20 protein-coding genes are annotated in these 18,518 nt (G+C 64.6%); 9 read left to right on the top strand and 11 right to left on the bottom strand.

The annotated features are described in order from the left end of the window. Positions 1-151 (top strand): transposase (locus F3H26_RS16255; RefSeq protein WP_149777052.1); only part of this gene is annotated, 151 nt, incomplete at its 5' end. Here the strand turns inward: F3H26_RS16255 and F3H26_RS16250 are convergent. The 3 genes from F3H26_RS16250 to F3H26_RS16240 are packed head-to-tail and all read right to left on the bottom strand — an operon-like array spanning position 148 to position 2,409. After that, a complete protein-coding gene (locus F3H26_RS16250; protein ID WP_149777051.1) occupies positions 148-1,464 on the bottom strand; it encodes an MATE family efflux transporter in 1,317 nt (438 codons plus the stop codon). The two genes, F3H26_RS16255 and F3H26_RS16250, sit on opposite strands and share 4 nt — an antisense overlap. A gap of 5 nt (positions 1,465-1,469) precedes the next feature. After that, positions 1,470-1,988, bottom strand: coding sequence for a PaaI family thioesterase (locus F3H26_RS16245; protein WP_149777050.1), 519 nt, complete (start codon positions 1,986-1,988; stop codon positions 1,470-1,472). A gap of 1 nt (position 1,989) precedes the next feature. Further along, complete coding sequence (locus tag F3H26_RS16240; RefSeq protein ID WP_149777049.1) at positions 1,990-2,409, bottom strand: PaaI family thioesterase; 420 nt, start codon at positions 2,407-2,409, stop codon at positions 1,990-1,992. Between the two features lie 115 nt (positions 2,410-2,524). On the opposite strand from F3H26_RS16240, the gene F3H26_RS16235 reads away from it, so the two are divergent. The 7 genes from F3H26_RS16235 to F3H26_RS16205 all read left to right on the top strand — a co-directional run bounded on the left by F3H26_RS16235 (position 2,525) and on the right by F3H26_RS16205 (position 9,861). Beyond that, positions 2,525-2,893, top strand: a complete 369-nt coding sequence (locus F3H26_RS16235) for a MerR family transcriptional regulator (RefSeq protein ID WP_149777048.1) — start codon at positions 2,525-2,527, stop codon at positions 2,891-2,893. Between the two features lie 252 nt (positions 2,894-3,145). Next, positions 3,146-3,547, top strand: a complete 402-nt coding sequence (locus tag F3H26_RS16230; protein ID WP_005981908.1) for a MerR family transcriptional regulator — start codon at positions 3,146-3,148, stop codon at positions 3,545-3,547. A gap of 48 nt (positions 3,548-3,595) precedes the next feature. After that, positions 3,596-5,377 (top strand): acyl-CoA dehydrogenase C-terminal domain-containing protein, encoded by a 1,782-nt coding sequence (locus F3H26_RS16225; RefSeq protein WP_149777047.1) that lies wholly within the window; start codon positions 3,596-3,598, stop codon positions 5,375-5,377. Between the two features lie 56 nt (positions 5,378-5,433). After that, positions 5,434-5,646 carry a hypothetical protein gene (locus F3H26_RS16220; protein ID WP_005981899.1) on the top strand — a complete coding sequence of 71 codons (213 nt, stop codon included), beginning with the start codon at positions 5,434-5,436 and terminating at the stop codon, positions 5,644-5,646. Between the two features lie 129 nt (positions 5,647-5,775). After that, positions 5,776-6,414, top strand: coding sequence for a glutathione S-transferase family protein (locus F3H26_RS16215; RefSeq protein ID WP_149777046.1), 639 nt, complete (start codon positions 5,776-5,778; stop codon positions 6,412-6,414). A gap of 10 nt (positions 6,415-6,424) precedes the next feature. Continuing rightward, complete coding sequence (locus F3H26_RS16210) at positions 6,425-7,636, top strand: acetyl-CoA C-acetyltransferase (RefSeq protein ID WP_149777045.1); 1,212 nt, start codon at positions 6,425-6,427, stop codon at positions 7,634-7,636. 23 nt (positions 7,637-7,659) lie between these two features. Then, complete coding sequence (locus F3H26_RS16205; RefSeq protein WP_149777044.1) at positions 7,660-9,861, top strand: 3-hydroxyacyl-CoA dehydrogenase NAD-binding domain-containing protein; 2,202 nt, start codon at positions 7,660-7,662, stop codon at positions 9,859-9,861. A 55-nt stretch (positions 9,862-9,916) separates the two neighbouring features. On the opposite strand, the gene F3H26_RS16200 is transcribed toward F3H26_RS16205, so the two are convergent. Both F3H26_RS16200 and F3H26_RS16195 read right to left on the bottom strand, forming a co-directional pair. After that, the gene (locus tag F3H26_RS16200; protein WP_223162537.1) at positions 9,917-10,681 is read right to left on the bottom strand and encodes a Hint domain-containing protein; all 765 of its coding nucleotides are present in this window, start codon (positions 10,679-10,681) and stop codon (positions 9,917-9,919) included. 189 nt (positions 10,682-10,870) lie between these two features. After that, entirely contained in the window at positions 10,871-11,518 is a 648-nt protein-coding gene (locus tag F3H26_RS16195; protein WP_149777043.1) for a sulfotransferase family 2 domain-containing protein, read from the bottom strand. Between the two features lie 132 nt (positions 11,519-11,650). On the opposite strand from F3H26_RS16195, the gene F3H26_RS16190 reads away from it, so the two are divergent. Then, positions 11,651-12,667 carry a hypothetical protein gene (locus F3H26_RS16190; protein WP_149777042.1) on the top strand — a complete coding sequence of 339 codons (1,017 nt, stop codon included), beginning with the start codon at positions 11,651-11,653 and terminating at the stop codon, positions 12,665-12,667. Positions 12,668-12,673: 6 nt separating this feature from the next. On the opposite strand, the gene upp is transcribed toward F3H26_RS16190, so the two are convergent. The 6 genes from upp to F3H26_RS16160 form a co-directional block, all read right to left on the bottom strand. Continuing rightward, the gene (upp, locus tag F3H26_RS16185; protein WP_149777041.1) at positions 12,674-13,306 is read right to left on the bottom strand and encodes a uracil phosphoribosyltransferase; all 633 of its coding nucleotides are present in this window, start codon (positions 13,304-13,306) and stop codon (positions 12,674-12,676) included. After that, a complete protein-coding gene (locus F3H26_RS16180; protein WP_149777040.1) occupies positions 13,303-14,289 on the bottom strand; it encodes an adenosine deaminase in 987 nt (328 codons plus the stop codon). The genes upp and F3H26_RS16180 overlap by 4 nt, the downstream gene beginning before the upstream one ends. After that, entirely contained in the window at positions 14,286-15,497 is a 1,212-nt protein-coding gene (locus F3H26_RS16175; protein WP_149777039.1) for a phosphopentomutase, read from the bottom strand. Before F3H26_RS16175 ends, F3H26_RS16180 begins: the two co-directional genes overlap by 4 nt. Further along, positions 15,494-16,801 carry a thymidine phosphorylase gene (locus tag F3H26_RS16170; RefSeq protein ID WP_149777038.1) on the bottom strand — a complete coding sequence of 436 codons (1,308 nt, stop codon included), beginning with the start codon at positions 16,799-16,801 and terminating at the stop codon, positions 15,494-15,496. The genes F3H26_RS16175 and F3H26_RS16170 overlap by 4 nt, the downstream gene beginning before the upstream one ends. 11 nt (positions 16,802-16,812) lie before the next feature. Continuing rightward, on the bottom strand, positions 16,813-17,196 hold the full coding sequence (locus F3H26_RS16165; RefSeq protein ID WP_149777037.1) for a cytidine deaminase: 384 nt from the start codon (positions 17,194-17,196) through the stop codon (positions 16,813-16,815). Positions 17,197-17,302: 106 nt separating this feature from the next. After that, on the bottom strand, positions 17,303-18,388 hold the full coding sequence (locus tag F3H26_RS16160; RefSeq protein WP_149777036.1) for a cupin domain-containing protein: 1,086 nt from the start codon (positions 18,386-18,388) through the stop codon (positions 17,303-17,305). Positions 18,389-18,518: the final 130 nt, after the last annotated feature.

Below are 18,518 nucleotides of genomic sequence, written 5' to 3'. Positions count from 1 at the left end.
GCGGCGCAACCGGATCGAACGGTTTTTCTCAAAGCTCAAGCACTACAGGGCCATCGCCACCAGATACGAGAAACATGACGCCAACTTCCTCGCCCCAGTCAAACTCGCCGCAACACGCATCTGGTTGCGCGTCTATGAGTCGGTGACCTAGGCGACCTGCGCCTCGAGCCGGGGATAGCGCAGGCCCAGCGTTGCCGCGCGGGCGGTGTTCAGCACCATCAGCGCGGCCCACAGCCCGTGATTGCCCATGGTTGGCACCAGCAGGAACAGCGCCATCACATAGATCGCCACAGACTGGATCATCGCGATGCGCATGGCGCGGGTCCAGGTGGCGCCGATGTAGATTCCGTCGAACATCCAGCTGGCGACTCCGATCACTGGGGCCAGCGCCGCCCAGATCAGGTATTCGCGCGCCGCGATCCGCACCTCGGGCGCGGTGGCCATCAGGTCGATCAATGCGGGCCCCGCCAAAAAGAACGTGACCCCCAGCAGCACGGCGCCTCCGACGCCCCATTGCGACGCCATGACCGAGGCGCGCCGGACCTGGTATCGGTCCCTGGCGCCGACGGCGCTGCCCACCAGCGCCTCGGCGGAAAAGGCGAACCCGTCCAGCGCAAAGGCGGTGATTTCCAGGAATTGGATCAGCACCTGGTTGGCAGCCAGCGTCACGTCGCCCAGATCGGCGCCCACGAACAGAAAGGTGGTGAAAGACCCAGTCAGCAGGACCGACCGGATTATGATGTCGCCATTGACCTGCATCATCCGGCGCAGGCGGGCGGGGTCGAAGATCCGCGCCCAATCGCGCCATTGATTGCCCCCGAACGCATCGCGGCACAGCCACAGGCCCAGCGCCAGCCCGGTCCATTCAGCGACCAGCGTGGCCACAGCCACCCCTTCGACGCCCCAGCCCAGCCCCAGCACGAACCACAAATCCAACAGGATGTTCAGCCCGTTCATCCAGACCTGCAGGACGAACACGCCGCGCGTGCGCTCGACCGCGATCAGCCAGCCCGTCACGGCATAGAGCGCAATGGTCGCCGGCGCGCCCCAGATGCGAATCTCAAGGTAATCGCGCGTCAGCGCCTCGACCTCGGGGCTGGCGGGCGACAGGGCGAAGGCCCCTGCGAATACCGCCACCTGCGCCACGATGAAGAACAGCCCCGCCGCGCCGCCCAAGAGCAGACCGCGCATGAGCAGAGCACCGGTTTCGGCCGTGTCTCCTGCGCCTCGGGCCTGCGCCGCTAGGCCGGTCGTGCCCATGCGCAGAAAGCCGAACACCCAATAGATCGTTGCCAGAATGACCGCACCGATGCCAACCGCGCCGATCGGGGCGGCCTGCCCCATCTGGCCGACCACGCCGGTATCCACAGCGCCTAGAATCGGCACCGTCGCATTGGACAGCACGATCGGCACCGCGATCTTCAGCACCCGTCCGTGGGTGATGGGTGCCGAGGCGTCCCGCATTTTTCTCAGCCCTTGGCCGAAGGCTCTTGCGGCATCAGGAAATGCCCTGTGGCCTGCGCGAACAGCTTGGCATGGTTGTCCTGCCAGGCCTCGACACGCACCGAGGCATACCGCCGCCCCGCCCGGCTGATGAAGGCGCGTGCATAGGCATCGCGCGGCAGGCCCGAGCGCAGATAGTCCACCGTGAAGTCGATGGTCTTGGGAAAGCGGATATTGTGATCCGAGATGATGTCCTCGGCGTCGATCTCACCGCTTTCGATGCGCGGGAACAGGTGCTCCCAGCTGAGCGTGATCACCGCCGTCACCTCGAGAAAGGCCGCCGTGACGCCGCCATGAATCGCCGGCAGGAACGGGTTGCCAATCAGTTTTTCGTCGAAATTCAGAACACTGGTCAGCTCATCTCCGCGCCGGTCGAAGCTGATGTTGAGGAACCGGATATACGGAACCCCCTCGACCAGCGCCTTGAGGGCCGCGTCGCGCCGCTGTTTCACCACCTGCATCGGTTCGGGACGTGGTCTTGCCATCTCACTTCCCCTCGACCGTGAAGGCGCCCGATGCGGTGGCCACCGGGCGATCCTGATCGTCATCCATGGCGGTGGCGCGCACGAAGGCCACATTGCGCGTTATGTGATAGCAGGTCGCCCGAGTGGTGATCGTCTGGCCCGGCGTTGCGGCGCGCATGTAGTCGATTCGCAGGTCGATGGTGGCGGTGCCGCCGGGCGCGGCCGGATGGCTCATGACCGCGGCCCCGCAGCAGGTATCCAGGCTGGCCGACACTGCCCCGCCGTGAATCACCCCCGTGCGGGGATCGCCGATCAGATCCGCGTTGTAGGGCATGGTGATCTCGGCTTCGCCCTCGCCGATATGGGTCAGGGTCAGGCCCAGGGCCCGCGCATGGGGGATCGCCTCGATGAACTGGCGGGCGAGTACTGTCTTGTCGACCATTGGCGTTTCGTCCTGTTGTGTCGCCTCCTTTATGATCCGGTGTTGACGCAAAGGGCAAGCCCGCCTGTTGCGCTTGTCCGCGCAACGCCCTAGGTTGCAGCCGAGGAGAACAGGAATGTCCGACGATCGTTTGTCATTCAAAGAGATGTGCGCCGAGTTCGACGTGACTCCGCGCACCCTGCGCTACTATGAGTATATCGAGCTTCTGCAGCCCGACCGCGAGGGCCGGTCGCGGTTCTATGGCCCGCGCGAACGGGCGCGGATGAAGCTGATCATGCGCGGCCGCAAGTTTGGCTTTCCGCTGGAAGAGATCCGGCAATGGTTGCTGATCTACGAGGATCAGGGCAACGAGGCCCAGATGGCGACTTTCGTCGAGATGGCCGACCGCCAGATGGAAGAGCTGCGCCAGCAGCGCCAGCAACTGGACGAAGCTATGGACGAACTGCAGCGCCTGCGCGACCAGACCGCAAAAATGCTGAGCTGACCCCCGGGCCGATCATCGAAACAGACAGCCGCGCGTTGCCCCGCGCGGCTGTCTTTTTTGTCGCCGCCACTCTTGATTTCGCCTGAAACGGGGCACGGAAATCGCCGGAACCCCGCTTTACGCGGGCGGATGTTACGTCAATTTTGAAATGACGCAGCGTCTGAATTACGTCAACGTCACTCTCATGTTGTAAAGCGGCCATCGACTGCGCAACTCATACCTCAAGACGCCAGTGACGAGGGGGGATGACCCATGACCGAAGACCTGATGACGATCCGCGAAATGTGCGAGGCGTATGACGTCACGCCGCGGACCCTGCGGTTCTACGAGGCCAAGGAGCTTCTGTTTCCGATCCGGGAAGGTCAGAAACGGTTGTTCACCAAACGTGATCGGGCGCGGCTCAAGCTGATCCTGCGCGGCAAGCGCTTTGGCTTCAGCCTGGAGGAGATTCGTCAGCTTCTGGATCTGTACCATGTCGGCGACCAGCAACTGACCCAGATGACCCGCACCTATGAAATCGCGTGCGAGCGTCTGGCGGACATGGAAGCCCGCCGCGAGGAACTGACCCAGGCGATCGACGATCTGAAGGAACAGTTGCGCTGGGGCGAAAAGGTCATCGCCTCGATGAAACAGGAAAAGAAGGCTGCCGAGTGATCTACCCGGCCGCCTGCCACCCGGACATCTGAATTAAGGGAGCTTCAAATGCCCGTCTACAACGCGCCTACCAAAGACACGCAATTCGTTCTTCACGACGTTCTCAAGGTCTCGCAATCCGACATTCCGGGCTATGCCGAGCTTGAGCCCGATTTCACCGGCGCCGTTCTGGAAGAGGCCGGCAAGGTCGCCGTCAACCTGCTGCACCCGCTGAACGTGGTCGGTGACAAGGAAGGCTGCCGGTTCGAAAACGGCGTGGTCTATACCCCGACCGGGTTCAAGGACGCGTTCGAGCAGGTCAAGGAAGGCGGCTGGACCGGTCTGGACATGCCCGAGGAATATGGCGGCCAGAACATGCCTTATGTTCTTGGCACGGCCGTGGGCGAGATGTTCTCGGCCGCGAACCAGGCCTTCACCATGTATCAGGGCCTGACCCACGGCGCGGCCTCGGCCATCCTGGCGCATGGCACCGACGACCAGAAAAACACCTATCTGCCCAAGATGGTCAGCTGCGAATGGACCGGCACCATGAATCTGACCGAGCCGCATTGCGGCACCGATCTGGGCCTGATGCGCACCAAGGCCGAGCCGCAGGGTGATGGCAGCTACAAGATCACCGGCCAGAAGATCTTTATCTCGTCCGGCGATCACGACATGGCCGACAACATCATCCACCTGGTGCTGGCCAAGATCCCCGGCGGCCCCGAGGGCATCAAGGGCGTGTCACTGTTCATCGTCCCCAAGTTCCTGGTGAACGAGGACGGCAGCCTGGGCGAGCGCAACGGCGTTTCGGTCGGCAAGATCGAAGAAAAGATGGGCATCCACGGCAACTCGACCTGCGTGATGAATTATGACGGCGCAACCGGCTGGCTGCTGGGTCAGGAACACAAGGGCATGCGCGCCATGTTCACCATGATGAACGAAGCGCGTCTGGGTGTCGGCATGCAGGGCCTGGCCCAGGCCGAGGCCGCCTATCAGAACGCGCTGGAATACGCCAAGGACCGCCTGCAGGGGCGCGACGTGACCGGCCCGAAAAACCCCGACGGCCCGGCCGATCCTCTGATCGTGCACCCCGACATCCGCCGCAGCCTGATGGACCAGAAAAGCTTTGTGGAAGGCGCGCGGGCCTTCATCCTGTGGGGCGCGACCCTGATCGACAAGGCGCACCGCGCGGGCGACAAGGACGCAGACGGGCTGATCTCGCTGATGACCCCGGTCATCAAGGGCTTCCTGACCGACGAAGGCTATGACATGACCGTTCAGGCCCAGCAGGTCTATGGCGGCCATGGCTACATCGAGGAATGGGGCATGTCGCAATACACCCGCGACGCCCGCATCGCCATGATCTACGAAGGCGCCAACGGCGTTCAGGCGCTGGACCTGGTCGGCCGCAAACTGGCCCAGGACGGCGGCAAACACGTCATGGCCTTCTTCGACATGGTCAAAACCTTCTGCAAGGAAAACGGCGGCAAGGACGAAGCCTATGACAAGGCGTTCATCGAACCGCTGAAGGCCGCCTCGAAGGACCTGCAGGCCGCCGGCATGTACTTCATGCAGAACGGCATGACCAACCCGCACAATGCGCTGGCTGGCTCGTATGACTTCATGCACATGTTCGGCCATGTCTGCCTGGGCCTGATGTGGGCACAGATGGCCAAGGCCGCGCGAGAAGCGCTGGATGCCGGCGCGTCCGACAAGGATTTCTACGAATCCAAGATCACCACGGGCCGCTACTACATGGCGCGCCGTCTGCCGGCCACGTGCCTGCACCTGGCGCGGATCCAGACCGGCGCCGATACGGTGATGGCACTGGACGCGGCGAACTTCTGATCCCAGTCTGGTTCCGGGCGACCCCGCCCGGAACCAGCGTTTGTCGAGGAGATGACATGCCCAAACGCTTTCGCCTGACCCGCCGCTTTCCCGTCGCCATGACCGAGGACGGGTATCGAAAACTCAAGGGATTTGCCCGCGAGGCCGGGCTGGACGAAGGCGAGGCGCTGTCATTCCTGTTCGAGAATTTCAACAGCGTGATCGACGAGGAGAACCTGACCCACCGGCTGCGCATCTTCAATTCCGAGCTTGAGGCGCGCAAACGCTGAACGGCCCCGGCGCCGGCCGGCGTGTTTTCAGCAAGACAAGTCCGAACGCGGCTGCGGCCCGCGAGACAGGTCTTTCTTGAAACACGTGCGAGACGAAAACCGTACCAACGCCTTGGGAGGGGTGAGTGCATGACGATAAAATTGCATTGCTTCGGAGAAAGCGGAAACTCATACAAGGCTGCCTTGGCACTTGAGATGTCGGGGCTGGAATGGGAGCCGGTCTTTGTCGATTTCTTCAACGGCCAGACCCGAACCCCCGAATACCGCGCCGCAGTCAACGAAATGGGCGAAGCGCCGGTGCTGATCGACGGAGATTTCCGGACCAGCCAGTCGGGCGCGATTCAGGCCTATGTCACCGAAAAATCAGGGAAATTCGGCGGCAAGACGCGGGAAGAGAACTATGACATCCTGCGCTGGGTGCTGTGGGACAACCACAAGCTCAGCTCGATGGCGGGCCTGACCCGGTTCCTGATGAACTTCCTGCCCGAACAGCACCGCAACCCGGATGTGATCGCCTTCAACCAGGGCCGCCTGAAAGCCGCCTATCAGGTGCTGAACGCGCATCTGGAAGGCCGCGACTGGATCGTCGGCGACGGCGTGACCAACGCCGATCTCAGCTGCTGCGGCTACCTCTATTACCCCGAACCGTTCGGCTTTGACCGCGCCGAATGGCCCCATATCGACGCCTGGCTGACCCGCCTGTCCGAGCAGCCCGGATGGAAACACCCCTATGACCTGATGCCCGGCAATCCGTCGGATCGAGCTTGAGGAGAGAACCATGACCGAAGCTTATATTTATGACGCTGTGCGCACCCCGCGCGGCAAGGGCCGCAAGGACGGCAGCCTGCACGAGGTGACCTCGGTGCGCCTGTCGGCTGTGACCCTGAACGCCGTCAAGGAACGCAACAACCTGGAAGGCCACGCCGTCGAGGACGTGATCTGGGGCAACGTCACCCAGGTGATGGAACAGGGCGGCTGTCTTGCCCGTTCGGCCGTGCTGGCCTCGGATCTTGACGAATCCATCCCCGGCCTTGCCATCAACCGGTTCTGCGCCTCCGGGATGGAGGCCGTGAACCTGGCCGCCAACCAGGTCAAAGGCGGCGCGGGTGACGCCTATATCGCCGGTGGCGTCGAGATGATGGGCCGCGTGCCCATGGGCAGCGACGGCGCCGCCATCGCGGTCGATCCGTCGCTGGCGATGGAGACCTATTTCGTCCCGCAGGGCATCTCGGCCGACATCATCGCCACCGAATATGGCTTCACCCGCGATCAGGCCGACGCGCTGGCCGTTGAATCGCAGAAACGCGCGGCCAAGGCGTGGGAAGAGAACCGCTTTGCCAAGTCGGTGATCACCGTCAAGGACCGCAACGGCCTGACCATTCTGGACCGCGACGAATACATGCGCCCCGGCACCGACATGCAGAGCCTCGGCGCGCTGAACCCCTCGTTCCAGATGATGGGCGAGCAGATGCCCGGTTTCGACAAGGTGGCGATGCTGAAATACCCGCATCTGGAAAAGATCAACCACATCCACCACGCCGGCAACAGCTCGGGCATCGTGGATGGTGCGGCGGCCGTGCTGATCGGCAACAAGGAATTCGGCGAGAAATACGGCCTGAAGCCGCGCGCCCGCATCAAGGCCACCGCCAAGATCGGCACCGACCCGACCATCATGCTGACCGGCCCGGTTCCGGTGACCGAAAAGATCCTGGCCGAAACCGGCATGAAAATCGGCGATATCGACCTGTTCGAGGTCAACGAGGCCTTCGCCTCGGTCGTGCTGCGGTTCCAGCAGGCGTTTGACGTCGATCCGGCACTGGTCAACGTCAACGGCGGCTCGATCGCCATGGGCCACCCGCTGGGCGCCACCGGCGCGATCATCATCGGCACCCTGCTGGACGAGCTGGAACGCCAGGACAAGGAAACCGGTCTGGCCACCTTGTGCATCGCATCCGGCATGGGCGCGGCAACCATCATCGAACGTGTGTAACGGCGGGGATCAGGAGAAGAAAAATGGCTGATTTTACACTGACCAAAGACGCCGACGGCGTTGGCATCATCACCTGGGACGTCCCCGGCAAGACCATGAACGTGATGTCGTTCGACGGCCTGTCCGAACTGAACGACTGCATCGATCAGGCCCTGGCCGATGACGAGATCAAAGGCATCGTGATCACCAGCGGCAAGGAAGGCTCGTTTGCCGGCGGCATGGACTTGAATCTGTTGGCGGTCATGAAGGAACAGGCGGGCGACGACCCGGCCAAGGGCCTGTTCGAAGGCACGATGAAGATGCACGCCCTGCTGCGCAAGATCGAGCTGGCCGGCATGGACCCCAAGACCAAGAAAGGTGGCAAACCGATCGCAGCCGCCCTGCCCGGCACTGCCGCCGGCATCGGCATGGAGCTGCCGCTGGCCACGCACCGCATCTTTGCCGCCGAAAACCCCAAGGCCAAATACGGCCTGCCGGAAATCATGGTCGGCATCTTCCCCGGCGCGGGCGGCACCACCCGGATGGTCCGCAAGGTGGGCGCCATCGCGGCGGCTCCGCTGCTGCTGGAAGGCAAGATGCTGGACGTGAAAAAGGCCAAGGGCGCAGGCTACATCGACGAGATCGCAGCCGATCCGCTGGCCGCGGCCAAGGAATGGGTGCTGAACGCCAAGGATGCCGATCTGGTCAAGCCGTGGGACGCCAAGGGCTACAAGATGCCCGGCGGCGCGCCCTATCACCCGGCGGGCTTCATGAACTTCGTGGGCGCCTCGGCCATGGTGAACGGCAAGACCCAGGGCGCCTTCCCGGCGGCCAAGGCCCTGCTGAGCGCGGTCTATGAAGGCGCGCTGGTCGATTTCGACACCGCGCTGAAGATCGAGGCGCGCTGGTTCACCTCGGTGCTGATGAACCCGTCCTCGGGCGCGATGATCCGTTCGCTGTTCCTGAACAAGGAAGCGCTGGAAAAAGGCGCCGTTCGTCCGAAGGGCATCCCGGATCAGTCGGTCAAGAAAATCGGCGTTCTGGGTGCCGGCATGATGGGCGCGGGCATCGCGCTGGTCTCGGCGCAAGCCGGGATGGAGGTCGTGCTGATCGACCGCGATCAGGCCGCTGCCGACAAGGGCAAGGCCTATACCGAAGCCTATCTGGACAAAGGCATGAAGCGTGGCAAGGTCACGGCCGAAAAGAAAGAGGCCATGCTGGCCCGCATCACCGCCACGCCGGACCTCGAAAAGCTGGCCGGCTGCGATCTGATCATCGAAGCCGTGTTCGAGGACCCCAAGGTCAAGGCCGAGATGACCCAGAAGGTCGAGGCGATCATCCCCGAGGACTGCATCTTTGCCTCGAACACCTCGACCCTGCCGATCACCGAACTGGCCAAGGCCAGCAAGCGGCCCGATCAGTTCATCGGCATCCACTTCTTCTCGCCGGTCGAGAAGATGTTCCTGGTGGAAATCATCAAGGGCAAGGAAACCGGTGACCGGGCCGTGGCCAAGGCGCTGGACTATGTCCGCCAGATCCGCAAGACGCCGATCGTGGTCAATGACGCGCGGTTCTTCTACTGCAACCGCTGCATCATCCCCTACATCAACGAAGGGGCGCGGATGATCACCGAAGGCGTCAAGCCGGTGTTGATCGACAATGCGGCGCGTCAGTTGGGCTTCCCGGTGGGGCCGATCCAGTTGACCGACGAAACCTCGATCGACCTGGGCGCCAAGATCGCGCGGGCGACCAAGGCCGCGATGGGCGACGCCTATCCCGAAAGCCCCGCCGACGACCTGATCTTCTGGATGGAGGAGCAGGGCCGTCTGGGCCGCAAGGCCAAGGCCGGTTTCTTCGACTATGACGAGAATGGCAAGCGCATCGGCTATTGGCACGGCCTGCACGAGAAATATCCGCTGGCGGAACAGCAGCCCTCGCTGCAGGAAGTGCAGGACCGCCTGATGTTCGCACAGGTTCTGGAAGCCGTGCGCGCGCTGGAGGAAGGCGTTCTGGAAGACATCCGCGAAGGCGATGTGGGCGCCATCCTGGCCTGGGGTTTTGCGCCTTGGTCGGGTGGTCCGTTCAGCTGGATCGACATGATCGGCGCGCCCTACGCCGCCGAGCGTTGCGACCAGTTGACCGAGAAATATGGCGAGCGTTTCGCCTGCCCGCCACTGCTGCGCGAGATGGCCGAGAAGGGTCAGACCTTCTATGGCCGCTTCGCCCCCGAGGCCAAGGCGGCCTGACGTACAGGTGCTGGCGCATGGATGCATGCGCCAGTTCTCCGCTGAAACGACCGGGTCAGTTCTGCCAGTCGGCGCGCAAAAGCAGGGCCGGCTGTCTGGGCCGGCCCGGGCGTCCGGGGCGCCGCTCGCCCCGGACGGGCCTGGCCGGAACCACCGGCACCCGGGGGATCGCAACAGCCCTAGCGGAGACCGGGCAGGCCAGCGCCGACAGATCGCGCGCAGCCGCGACGGACGCGACCAGCGCCGCGCCACTTTCTGCATCCAGAACCGGGTAACCGCTTTGCCCCGTGACACGTCCCCTGCCCGCGATGCGGCAGGCCGGGAAATAGGCTTTGAGGCCGCCTTCGATGCAAATGATTTCGTCCTGGTCGAAAAACAATGTGGTCACCGGGAAACGGGTGGCCGGCATCGCCGAGCCAAAGGCAAAAGACCCGCTGAGCAACCGCGCCGCGACGATGGCGCTGTCGGCCGGCCGCGCATCCAGCCAGGACGCGGCGACGGCAATCCCCTGTTCGGGCATAAGCCAGACCGGCCGCTTGTTGTAAGCCGCGCCGGCCGGTACCCGAACCGGGAGAAATTCCGGACGGGTTTCATCAGCCGGCACCGAGATCAGGTCTTGCGACACGCGCCGCACGGGCTGAAACCCATTGTCCGCCGTGCGCACCGGATCTCCGGGCGTCAGCGCCTCGACGGGCACCCACCCGCCAGAGGTCAGAACCCGCGTGCCATGCACCAACCCTCCGCGCCGCACCGAAACAGCCTTACGCGTCGTCGTTGCAACCCCTTTTTCAAAGGACATCTCGTCCGCTGAAACACTCACTACTTCAAACATGCGCCGCCCCCTTCTGGCACCTGTCAACTGAAAAAGGTGTAGCACGGCAGGCTGGGTGGCGCCTTATTCCCGCCCTTTTTCCGCCCTATTTGCGCCGTTACGCCGAGCGTAAGGCCTGTTTTTGAGAACAGTTCCGCCACCAGCCCCGCCCTTGAGTGCAATCGGGAAACAGCTCCCTTATTCGAAGTGATACCCGAATCTCTCGATATCTTCCGAACAGGCCTCGGCCACGGCATCGCGGGTCCGGGCGCAGTAATAGCCCCGATAGTCTTCCGATCGGCACGACGGGTTCGCATGCGGCAGACGGAATTCAAATCCAAGATGATCGAACAAGGGGCGGGCATCTTCGTGGAAATGCTCGATCCGAACGTAGGCGTTGCACATTTCCTGCCCCTCGGCGTTGGTGACGTAGCTGCGCGCCGGGCTCTGCCGGAACGACCGGCGGATATCCGGGTGCTGCACGAAACCGCCAAAATCCAGTGCCTTGGCCAGGCCGACCGCCGGGTGCGAAAACGTCTGCGTGCGCAGCCAGTGATAGTAGCTGACCATACGGTCCCAGGGGTTGCGCACCAGCGTAAAGACGAACATGGCACGCATCCGGTCGGGCGGCACAAGCCCCTCGATATCGGACAGGCGCGCGTGTTTCCACAGGCGGCCTGCGGTCACGAGCGACTGCTGACGCCGCCGTCGCCGTTGCGCCTTGGGCGTGTCTCCGACCAGAATGTCGTCCTTCATCGCACGCGCCTCGAGCGCAAGCGCCAGCGACGTGCCCCCGGTTTTTGGAATATGAATGAAGATGAAAGACCGCCCCGTCGATAGGATCACCCTGGCCCCTTTGGTATTCTTGTGCGTTCCGGCGGGGTCAGTGGAACATGCCCGGTGCCGGTTGCGCAACAGGTTTGCGCCGTTCGGTCCCATCGTGATAGGACTTGGCCAAACCATAACGAGCAGCCCACCGTGAAGACGGCATTCAAACAATACCAACGGATCGAAGCCACCGGTCTGTGGCGCCCGTCGCCGGACGAACAGCGGCGCGAGGTCGTGGTGTCGATCGGCGAAGCGACCCTGACGATTTCCGACTTCAACGACCGGCCGCTGACCCATTGGTCTCTGGCCGCGCTGGAGCGCCAGAACCCCGGCGCCATTCCGGCCATCTACAACCCCGACGGCGATCCTGGCGAGACGCTCGAACTCGACCAGTCGGAAACGACCATGATCGAGGCCATCGACAAGCTGCAGCGTGCCATCGAACGTGCCCGCCCCCACCCCGGGCGCCTGCGCTGGGCCAGCGTCGGCGGCGTCGTGGCCGCGGTGGTGGCGCTGCTGGTGTTCTGGTTGCCGGGCGCGCTGCAATCCCATGTCGTGAGCGTCCTGCCACAGATCAAGCGCCAGGAAATCGGCGAGATGGTCTTGCGCCGGATCGAGCGCGTTTCGGGCCGGGCCTGCAACGCACGCGACGCGCAGGCATCGCTGCGGGCACTTGCACAGCGGACCGGGGTCCGCCGGATCGTGATCCTGCCCGCCGGCGTGCAGGAAAGCCTGGGCCTGCCCGGTGGCATCGTTCTGCTGAACCGGGCGCTTGTCGAAGACTACGAGGACCCGGCCGTCGCCGCGGGATACATCATCGCCGAACGCGCCCGTGCCGCATGGCAGGACCCGCTGGACGAGCTGCTGGACCGAACGGGCACCGTTGCGGCATTTCGCTTGCTGACCACGGGCGGGCTGACGGCCGGACAGATCGACGCCTATACCGAGCAGGTCCTGTCGGAGCCGCGCCCGGAGATCGCGGATGAGGCCCTGCTGCAGAGCTTTGCCCAGGCCCGGCTGCCCTCGACGCCGTATGCCTATGCGCGCGACATCACCGGAGAAACGGTTCTGCCCCTGATCGAAGCCGACCCGATGGCGGGTCAGCCCCCGGATCAGGTTCTGCCCGACCGAGACTGGGTGCGGCTGCAGAACATCTGCGGCGACTAGGCGCGCCTATTTGGTGCCAAACATCCGGTCGCCGGCATCGCCGAGGCCCGGCATGATGTAGCCCTTGGAATTCAGCTCGCGGTCCAGCGCGGCGGTGACGATCTTGACGTCGGGATGTGCCTCTTTCATGCGCGCCACGCCTTCGGGGGCGGCCAGAAGGCACAGGAACCGGATGTCGGTGGCGCCGGCCTGTTTCAGCAGGTCGACGGCAGCGGCCGAACTGTTGCCGGTGGCCAGCATCGGGTCGACCGCGATCACCAGCCGGTCCTTCAGCCCTTCGGGAACCTTGAAATAGTACTGCACCGGCTGCAGCGTTTCTTCATCGCGATACAGGCCCACGAATCCGACCCGGGCCGAGGGCACCAATTCCAGAACGCCATCCAGCATCCCGTTGCCCGCACGCAGGATCGACACCAGCGCCAGTTTCTTGCCCGCCAGGATCGGCGCGTCCATCTCCTCCATCGGGGTCTCGATGTGGCGCGTGGTCAGCGGCAGGTCGCGGGTCACCTCATAGGCCAGCAGCAGCGTGATCTCGCGCAGCAGTTGCCGGAACGAGGCGGTCGAGGTGCCCTTGTCCCGCATGAGCGTCAGTTTGTGCTGCACCAGCGGGTGGTCGACGACGGTCAGATGTTCGCTCATGTGTTCTCCAGTCTTTTCCTAACCCTTGCGCGGGTCTCTTCATCGCAGAAAGCGGCGTTCAGGGCGGTGTCGTTCAGCACGGCGAAATCCTCGGCGTCCCAGCCGAAGGCCTGGGCCAGCATGTCATATTCGCGGCGCATGGTGGTATGGAAAAACGGCGGGTCATCGGTGGAAACCGTGACCTTCACGCCCGCTTCGCGCAGCCGCGCGATCGGGTGGGCGGCGAAATCGGGGTACAGGCCCAGCACCACGTTCGAGCCCGGACAGACCTCGAGCGTGGTGCCTCGGTCGGCCAGCTCATGCACCAGATCGGGGTCTTCGATGGCCCGCACGCCGTGGCCCACCCGTTCGACTCCCAGCGCGCGCACCGCATCGCGCACGCTTTCGGGGCCGCCGAATTCGCCGGCATGGGTGGTCAGGCGCAATCCGGCCTCGCGCGCGCAGTCGAAGGCCCATTTGAAATCGGCCAGCTGGCCCATGGCTTCGTTCCCGCCCATACCGAACCCGGTGATCCAGTCACCGGCGGTTTCGGCGGCGCACAGCGCGCTGCGCTTGGCCTTGTCGGGTCCGAAATGGCGCACGCAGGTCACCACGCCGCGCAGAGTGATTTCGAACTTGCGCTCGGCCTCGTCGGCGGCGTCCTGAATGGCGGCCAGATAGTCGCGCCAGGCATGCAGATCGCCCCCGCCGCAGAAATCGGGGCCGAGGAAGGTTTCGGAATAGACCACCCCGTTCGCCGCGCTTTCTTCCAGGATCGCCAGCGTCAGGCGGCGGAAATCCTCGGGGGTTTTCAGCACCTCGCAGGCGGCCTCGTAGACGCTGAGGAAATGCGCGAAATCGCGGAAGTCATAGCTGCCGTCGGGCTTGAAGGTGCCGCTCAGGTCAACCTTCTTTTCATGCGCCAGCTGGCGGATGAAGGCGGGCGGGGCCGCGCCTTCGTGATGCAGGTGCAGTTCGATCTTGGGCAGGTCTGCGACGGTCATAGAAAGGTCCTTCCCGGCCCTTGCGCCGGAATGTTCACGTGATGGGCGATGCTGGCGGCCACATCGGCGAAATTGATCTGCCCGATCTGTCCGGCCCCCAGGCCGGCGATCAGCACCGGCACCTGCTCGCGGGTGTGGTCGGTGCCGACCCAGCTGGGGTCGTTGCCGTGATCGGCGGTCAGCAGGAACAGGTCGCCCGGGCGCAGCCGGGGCAGGATACGCCCGATCTCGGCGTCGAACCATTCCAGCGCGCGAGCATAGCCCGAGATGTCGCGCCGGTGGCCGTACTGGCTGTCAAACTCGACGAAGTTGGCGAATGTCAGGCTGCCGTCTTCGGCGCTGTCCACAAGGCGCGAGAGGTGACCCATCAACTCGGCGTCCGAGCCCTTGTCCAGCGTGTCGATCCCCTGCATCGAGAAGATGTCGCCGATTTTGCCCACGCCATGCACCGTGCGCCCGGCATCCTGCGCCCAGTTGGTCAGCACCGGCGCGGGCGGCGTGATGGCGAAATCCTTGCGGCTGGTGGTGCGGACAAACCCCTGTTCGGGCGAGCCCACGAAGGGGCGCGCGATCACCCGGCCCACCTTCATCTCGTGCAGCATGGGGGCCAGGGTCCGGCACATCTGGTACAGGCGCTCCAGCCCGAACGTCTCCTCGTGCGCGGCAATCTGGAACACGCTGTCGGCCGAGGTATAGCAGATCGGCCAACCCGTGCGCAGATGTTCAGCGCCCAGTTCGGCGATGATCGTGGTGCCCGAGGCGTGGCAATTGCCCAAAATGCCCTCGGTTCCGGCGGCCTGCGCGGCGGCGCGGGTCACATCATCAGGGAACGCGGGGACCGTGTCGGGGAAATAGTGCCAGTCCCACGGCACCGGCAGCCCGGCCAGTTCCCAATGACCCGAAGGCGTGTCCTTGCCTGGCGAATGCTCGCACGCGCACCCCCACAGGCCGGTCGGGTCGGCCTCCAACCCCGGCACATCCGCGCCCGAGGCCAGCCGCACCGCCGCCCCCAGCCCCAGCGCATCGAGGTTGGGCAGGCGCAACGGCCCGGACCGACCATCCTCGGCCCGCCCTTCGGCGCAGGCCTGCGCGATATGGGCCACCGTGTTCGCGCCCGTGTCCGGCACGTCGCCGTTGAAAAACCGGTCGGCATCCGGCGCACCGCCGATACCCACCGAATCCATCACCACAAGGAACGCGCGGCTCATGCGAGGATCCTTTCCTGTACCAGCTCCGGCACCGGAACGGGCGCCGGGCCGATGGTGATTGCGGCACGCACGGTTTGCGCGGCCCGCTGCGCGGCGTCCTCGCGCGCGGCATGGACCACGGCCAGCGGCGTTCCGGCCGAGACCTTGTCGCCCAGCCGCACCAGCCCCGACAGCCCTACTGCCGGGTCGATCACATCGCTTTCCACCTGCCGGCCACCGCCCAGCGCCACGACGGCAAGGCCCAGCGCCTCGCCATCCATCGCGGTGACATAGCCTTCGTCCTGGGCCGTGACCTCAAGGATCACGCTGGCCTCGGGCAGATAGCGCGCCCAGTCCTCGACCAGACCCAGCGGCCCGCCGACCGCGGCCATCATCCGGCCGAACCGCTCGGCCGCACGGCCGTCGCGGATCACCTCGGCGATCATGTCCCGCCCGGCCTGCGCATCACCGACCATACCGGCGTCAGACAGCAGAACACCGCCCAGCTCGGCCGAAATCTCGGTCAGGGGCGAAGGCTGCCCATCGGTCAGCACTTTCATCACTTCGGCGATTTCCAGGGCGTTGCCCAAGGCGGGAGCGAGCGGCTGATTCATGTCGGTGATCAGGGCCGAAGTCCGGCACCCGGCCGCATTGGCCGTTTCGGTCAGGGCCTGCGCCAGCTTGCGCGCTTCGTCCAGCGTTTTCATGAAGGCTCCGCTGCCCATCTTGACGTCCAGCACCAGAGCATCCGGGCTGGCCGCCAGTTTCTTGGACAGGATCGAGGCGGTGATCAGATCGAGGCTTTCGACCGTAGCTGTCACGTCGCGGATCGCATAGAGCCGCTTGTCCGCCGGGGCGATCTGTGTCGTTGCGCCGACGATGGCGGCACCGGTCTCGGCCAAAATCTGGGCCAGCCGGTCTTGGCTGATCTGGGTCGACACGCCGGGGATGGCCTCGAGCTTGTCGAGCGTCCCGCCGGTATGGCCCAGACCGCGGCCCGAGATCATCGGCACATAGGCCCCGCATTCCGCCAGCGCCGGGGCCAGCACGAGGCTGACGCAATCCCCCACCCCGCCGGTCGAATGCTTGTCGATCACCGGACCGTCCAGATTCCAGGTCAGAACCTCGCCGCTGTCGCGCATGGCCAGCGTCAGCGCGGCGCGGCCCTCGGGACCCAGCCCGCCCATGCAGACAGCCATGGCAAAGGCTCCGGCCTGGGCGTCGCTGACGCTGCCATCGGCCAGGCCATGGGCGAACCACGCCAGCTCGCCGGCATCCGGCACCTCGCGGCGGCGCAGTTTCGCGATGATCGAACGGGCGTCCATGCGCGCGGCCCTTACATGAACGAGGCGTCGAAGGCGCCGGGCAGCAGCTCGCCGATAGTCGTGCGGGTTTCTACCCCGTCCACCGTCGCCATGGTGACCACCACGTCCTTGTCTCCGAACTCGGCCAGTTTCTGCCGGCATCCGCCGCAGGGCGGAACCGGTTGCGGGCTGGAGGCGACCACATAGACCTCGGCCAGCTTGTTTTCTCCGGCGGCGACCATCGCGGCGATCGCCCCGGCCTCGGCGCAGGTGCCTTCGGGATAGGCCACGTTTTCCACGTTGCAGCCCGCGAACACTTCGCCCGACGGGGTGCGGACCGCGGCGCCCACCTTGAAATTCGAATAGGGCGCATAGGCGTTTTCACGCACCTTGAGGGCTGCTTCTTTCAACGACATGGCGATTCCCCGATTTTTGATCATCTGGTCAGAATGCCATACCCTACTGGAAATCCGCGGGGGAATTGAAGCCCCCTCGGCACGGGAATCTCGGCGCCCCCGCGCGTCAGCCCAGATCGGTCTTGAAAAACCCCGGCAGCGTGACCTCGAGCAGTTCGACATCGTCGCTGGGGTCGGCCAGCCGCGTGCGCATTCCGGGCGGGATGACAAAGGCGTCGCCCTGCTCCAGGCGAAACGGATCACGTCCTTCACCTTCCAGGGTGACGGCCCCGTTCATCACGAAGGTAAAGTGGATATCGGCATCATGGCTGGCCCAGACCGGGTCGCCCTGCCCCCGGCGCACCACCTGAACGCCCGCCACGCCCTTGGTGTTTTCGGCAATCGTCGTGTCGCGGCATTGATAGCCCGGCAGGCGGAACGGCTGCCACTCTGCCCCTTCGGCCCGGTTGTAGACGAACCGCTGGCCCTGCCATTCCCGCTCGGGGCGGTAATGCGGCGTGGGCAGTTTCATTTCGTGGTCGATCTCGGTGACATGCTCGGCCGGAACGCCGATTTCGATCACCTGCACGTTGTCCGACGCCTCGAGCACGCGGTGCCGGATCTCGGGCGGCTGGATGAAACAGTCGCCAGCGGTCAGGCGCATCTTGTCGCCCTGATCCTCATAGACCACATCCACCCAGCCGTGGATGCAGAAGATCAGCTGGAACCCGACCTTGTGGAAATGCACCATGTCGGGGACCGGGCCGCCGTCGGGAATGCGGATGTGGCTGGCGATGATCGACCCGCCCAGCCGGTCCGGCACCAGGTCGCGATAATGCATGCCCGCGCGCCCGATGATCCAGGGCGCCTGATCCTTAAGCCTGCGGACGACGAAGGAATGAACCGTCTCCGGCATCACAAGGGGCGGGTTGCGCTCTTCGATCTCGATCCGGGTGCCGTTGGGGGCGACCAGGCTGCGCTGACCGCCGGCAAACCCGTCCGGATCATCGGTGAGGATGCGCAAGGTGCCCGGCGCCTCGGGCGCGTCCTTTTCCACCCGCAGGCGCAGGCCGTGCCCCGAAAACACCGCGACCCGAGGGTCATCCGCCGGATAGATCATGTCCATCCGCATGCCCAGAACCTTGGTGTAGAACGGAATGTCGTCTCGCAACTCTTGGGTCGGAATGCGGAATTCGGCTATGGTGTCGGTCATGCTGGTCTCCTCTGTGCCGGACTGTGAGGGGCCGTTGGAGGATTTGCAAGTCGGGGTCGGATCCGCCGTCACGCGATTTCGAGGTTTCCCCAGCGTCAGAAATAGTTTAGCACTAAACTAAATTCCAAAC

The organism is Ruegeria intermedia (assembly GCF_900129345.1).
In the GTDB taxonomy this organism is placed as follows: Bacteria; Pseudomonadota; Alphaproteobacteria; order Rhodobacterales; family Rhodobacteraceae; genus Ruegeria; species Ruegeria intermedia.
This window is presented reverse-complemented; position numbering and strand designations above follow the sequence as displayed.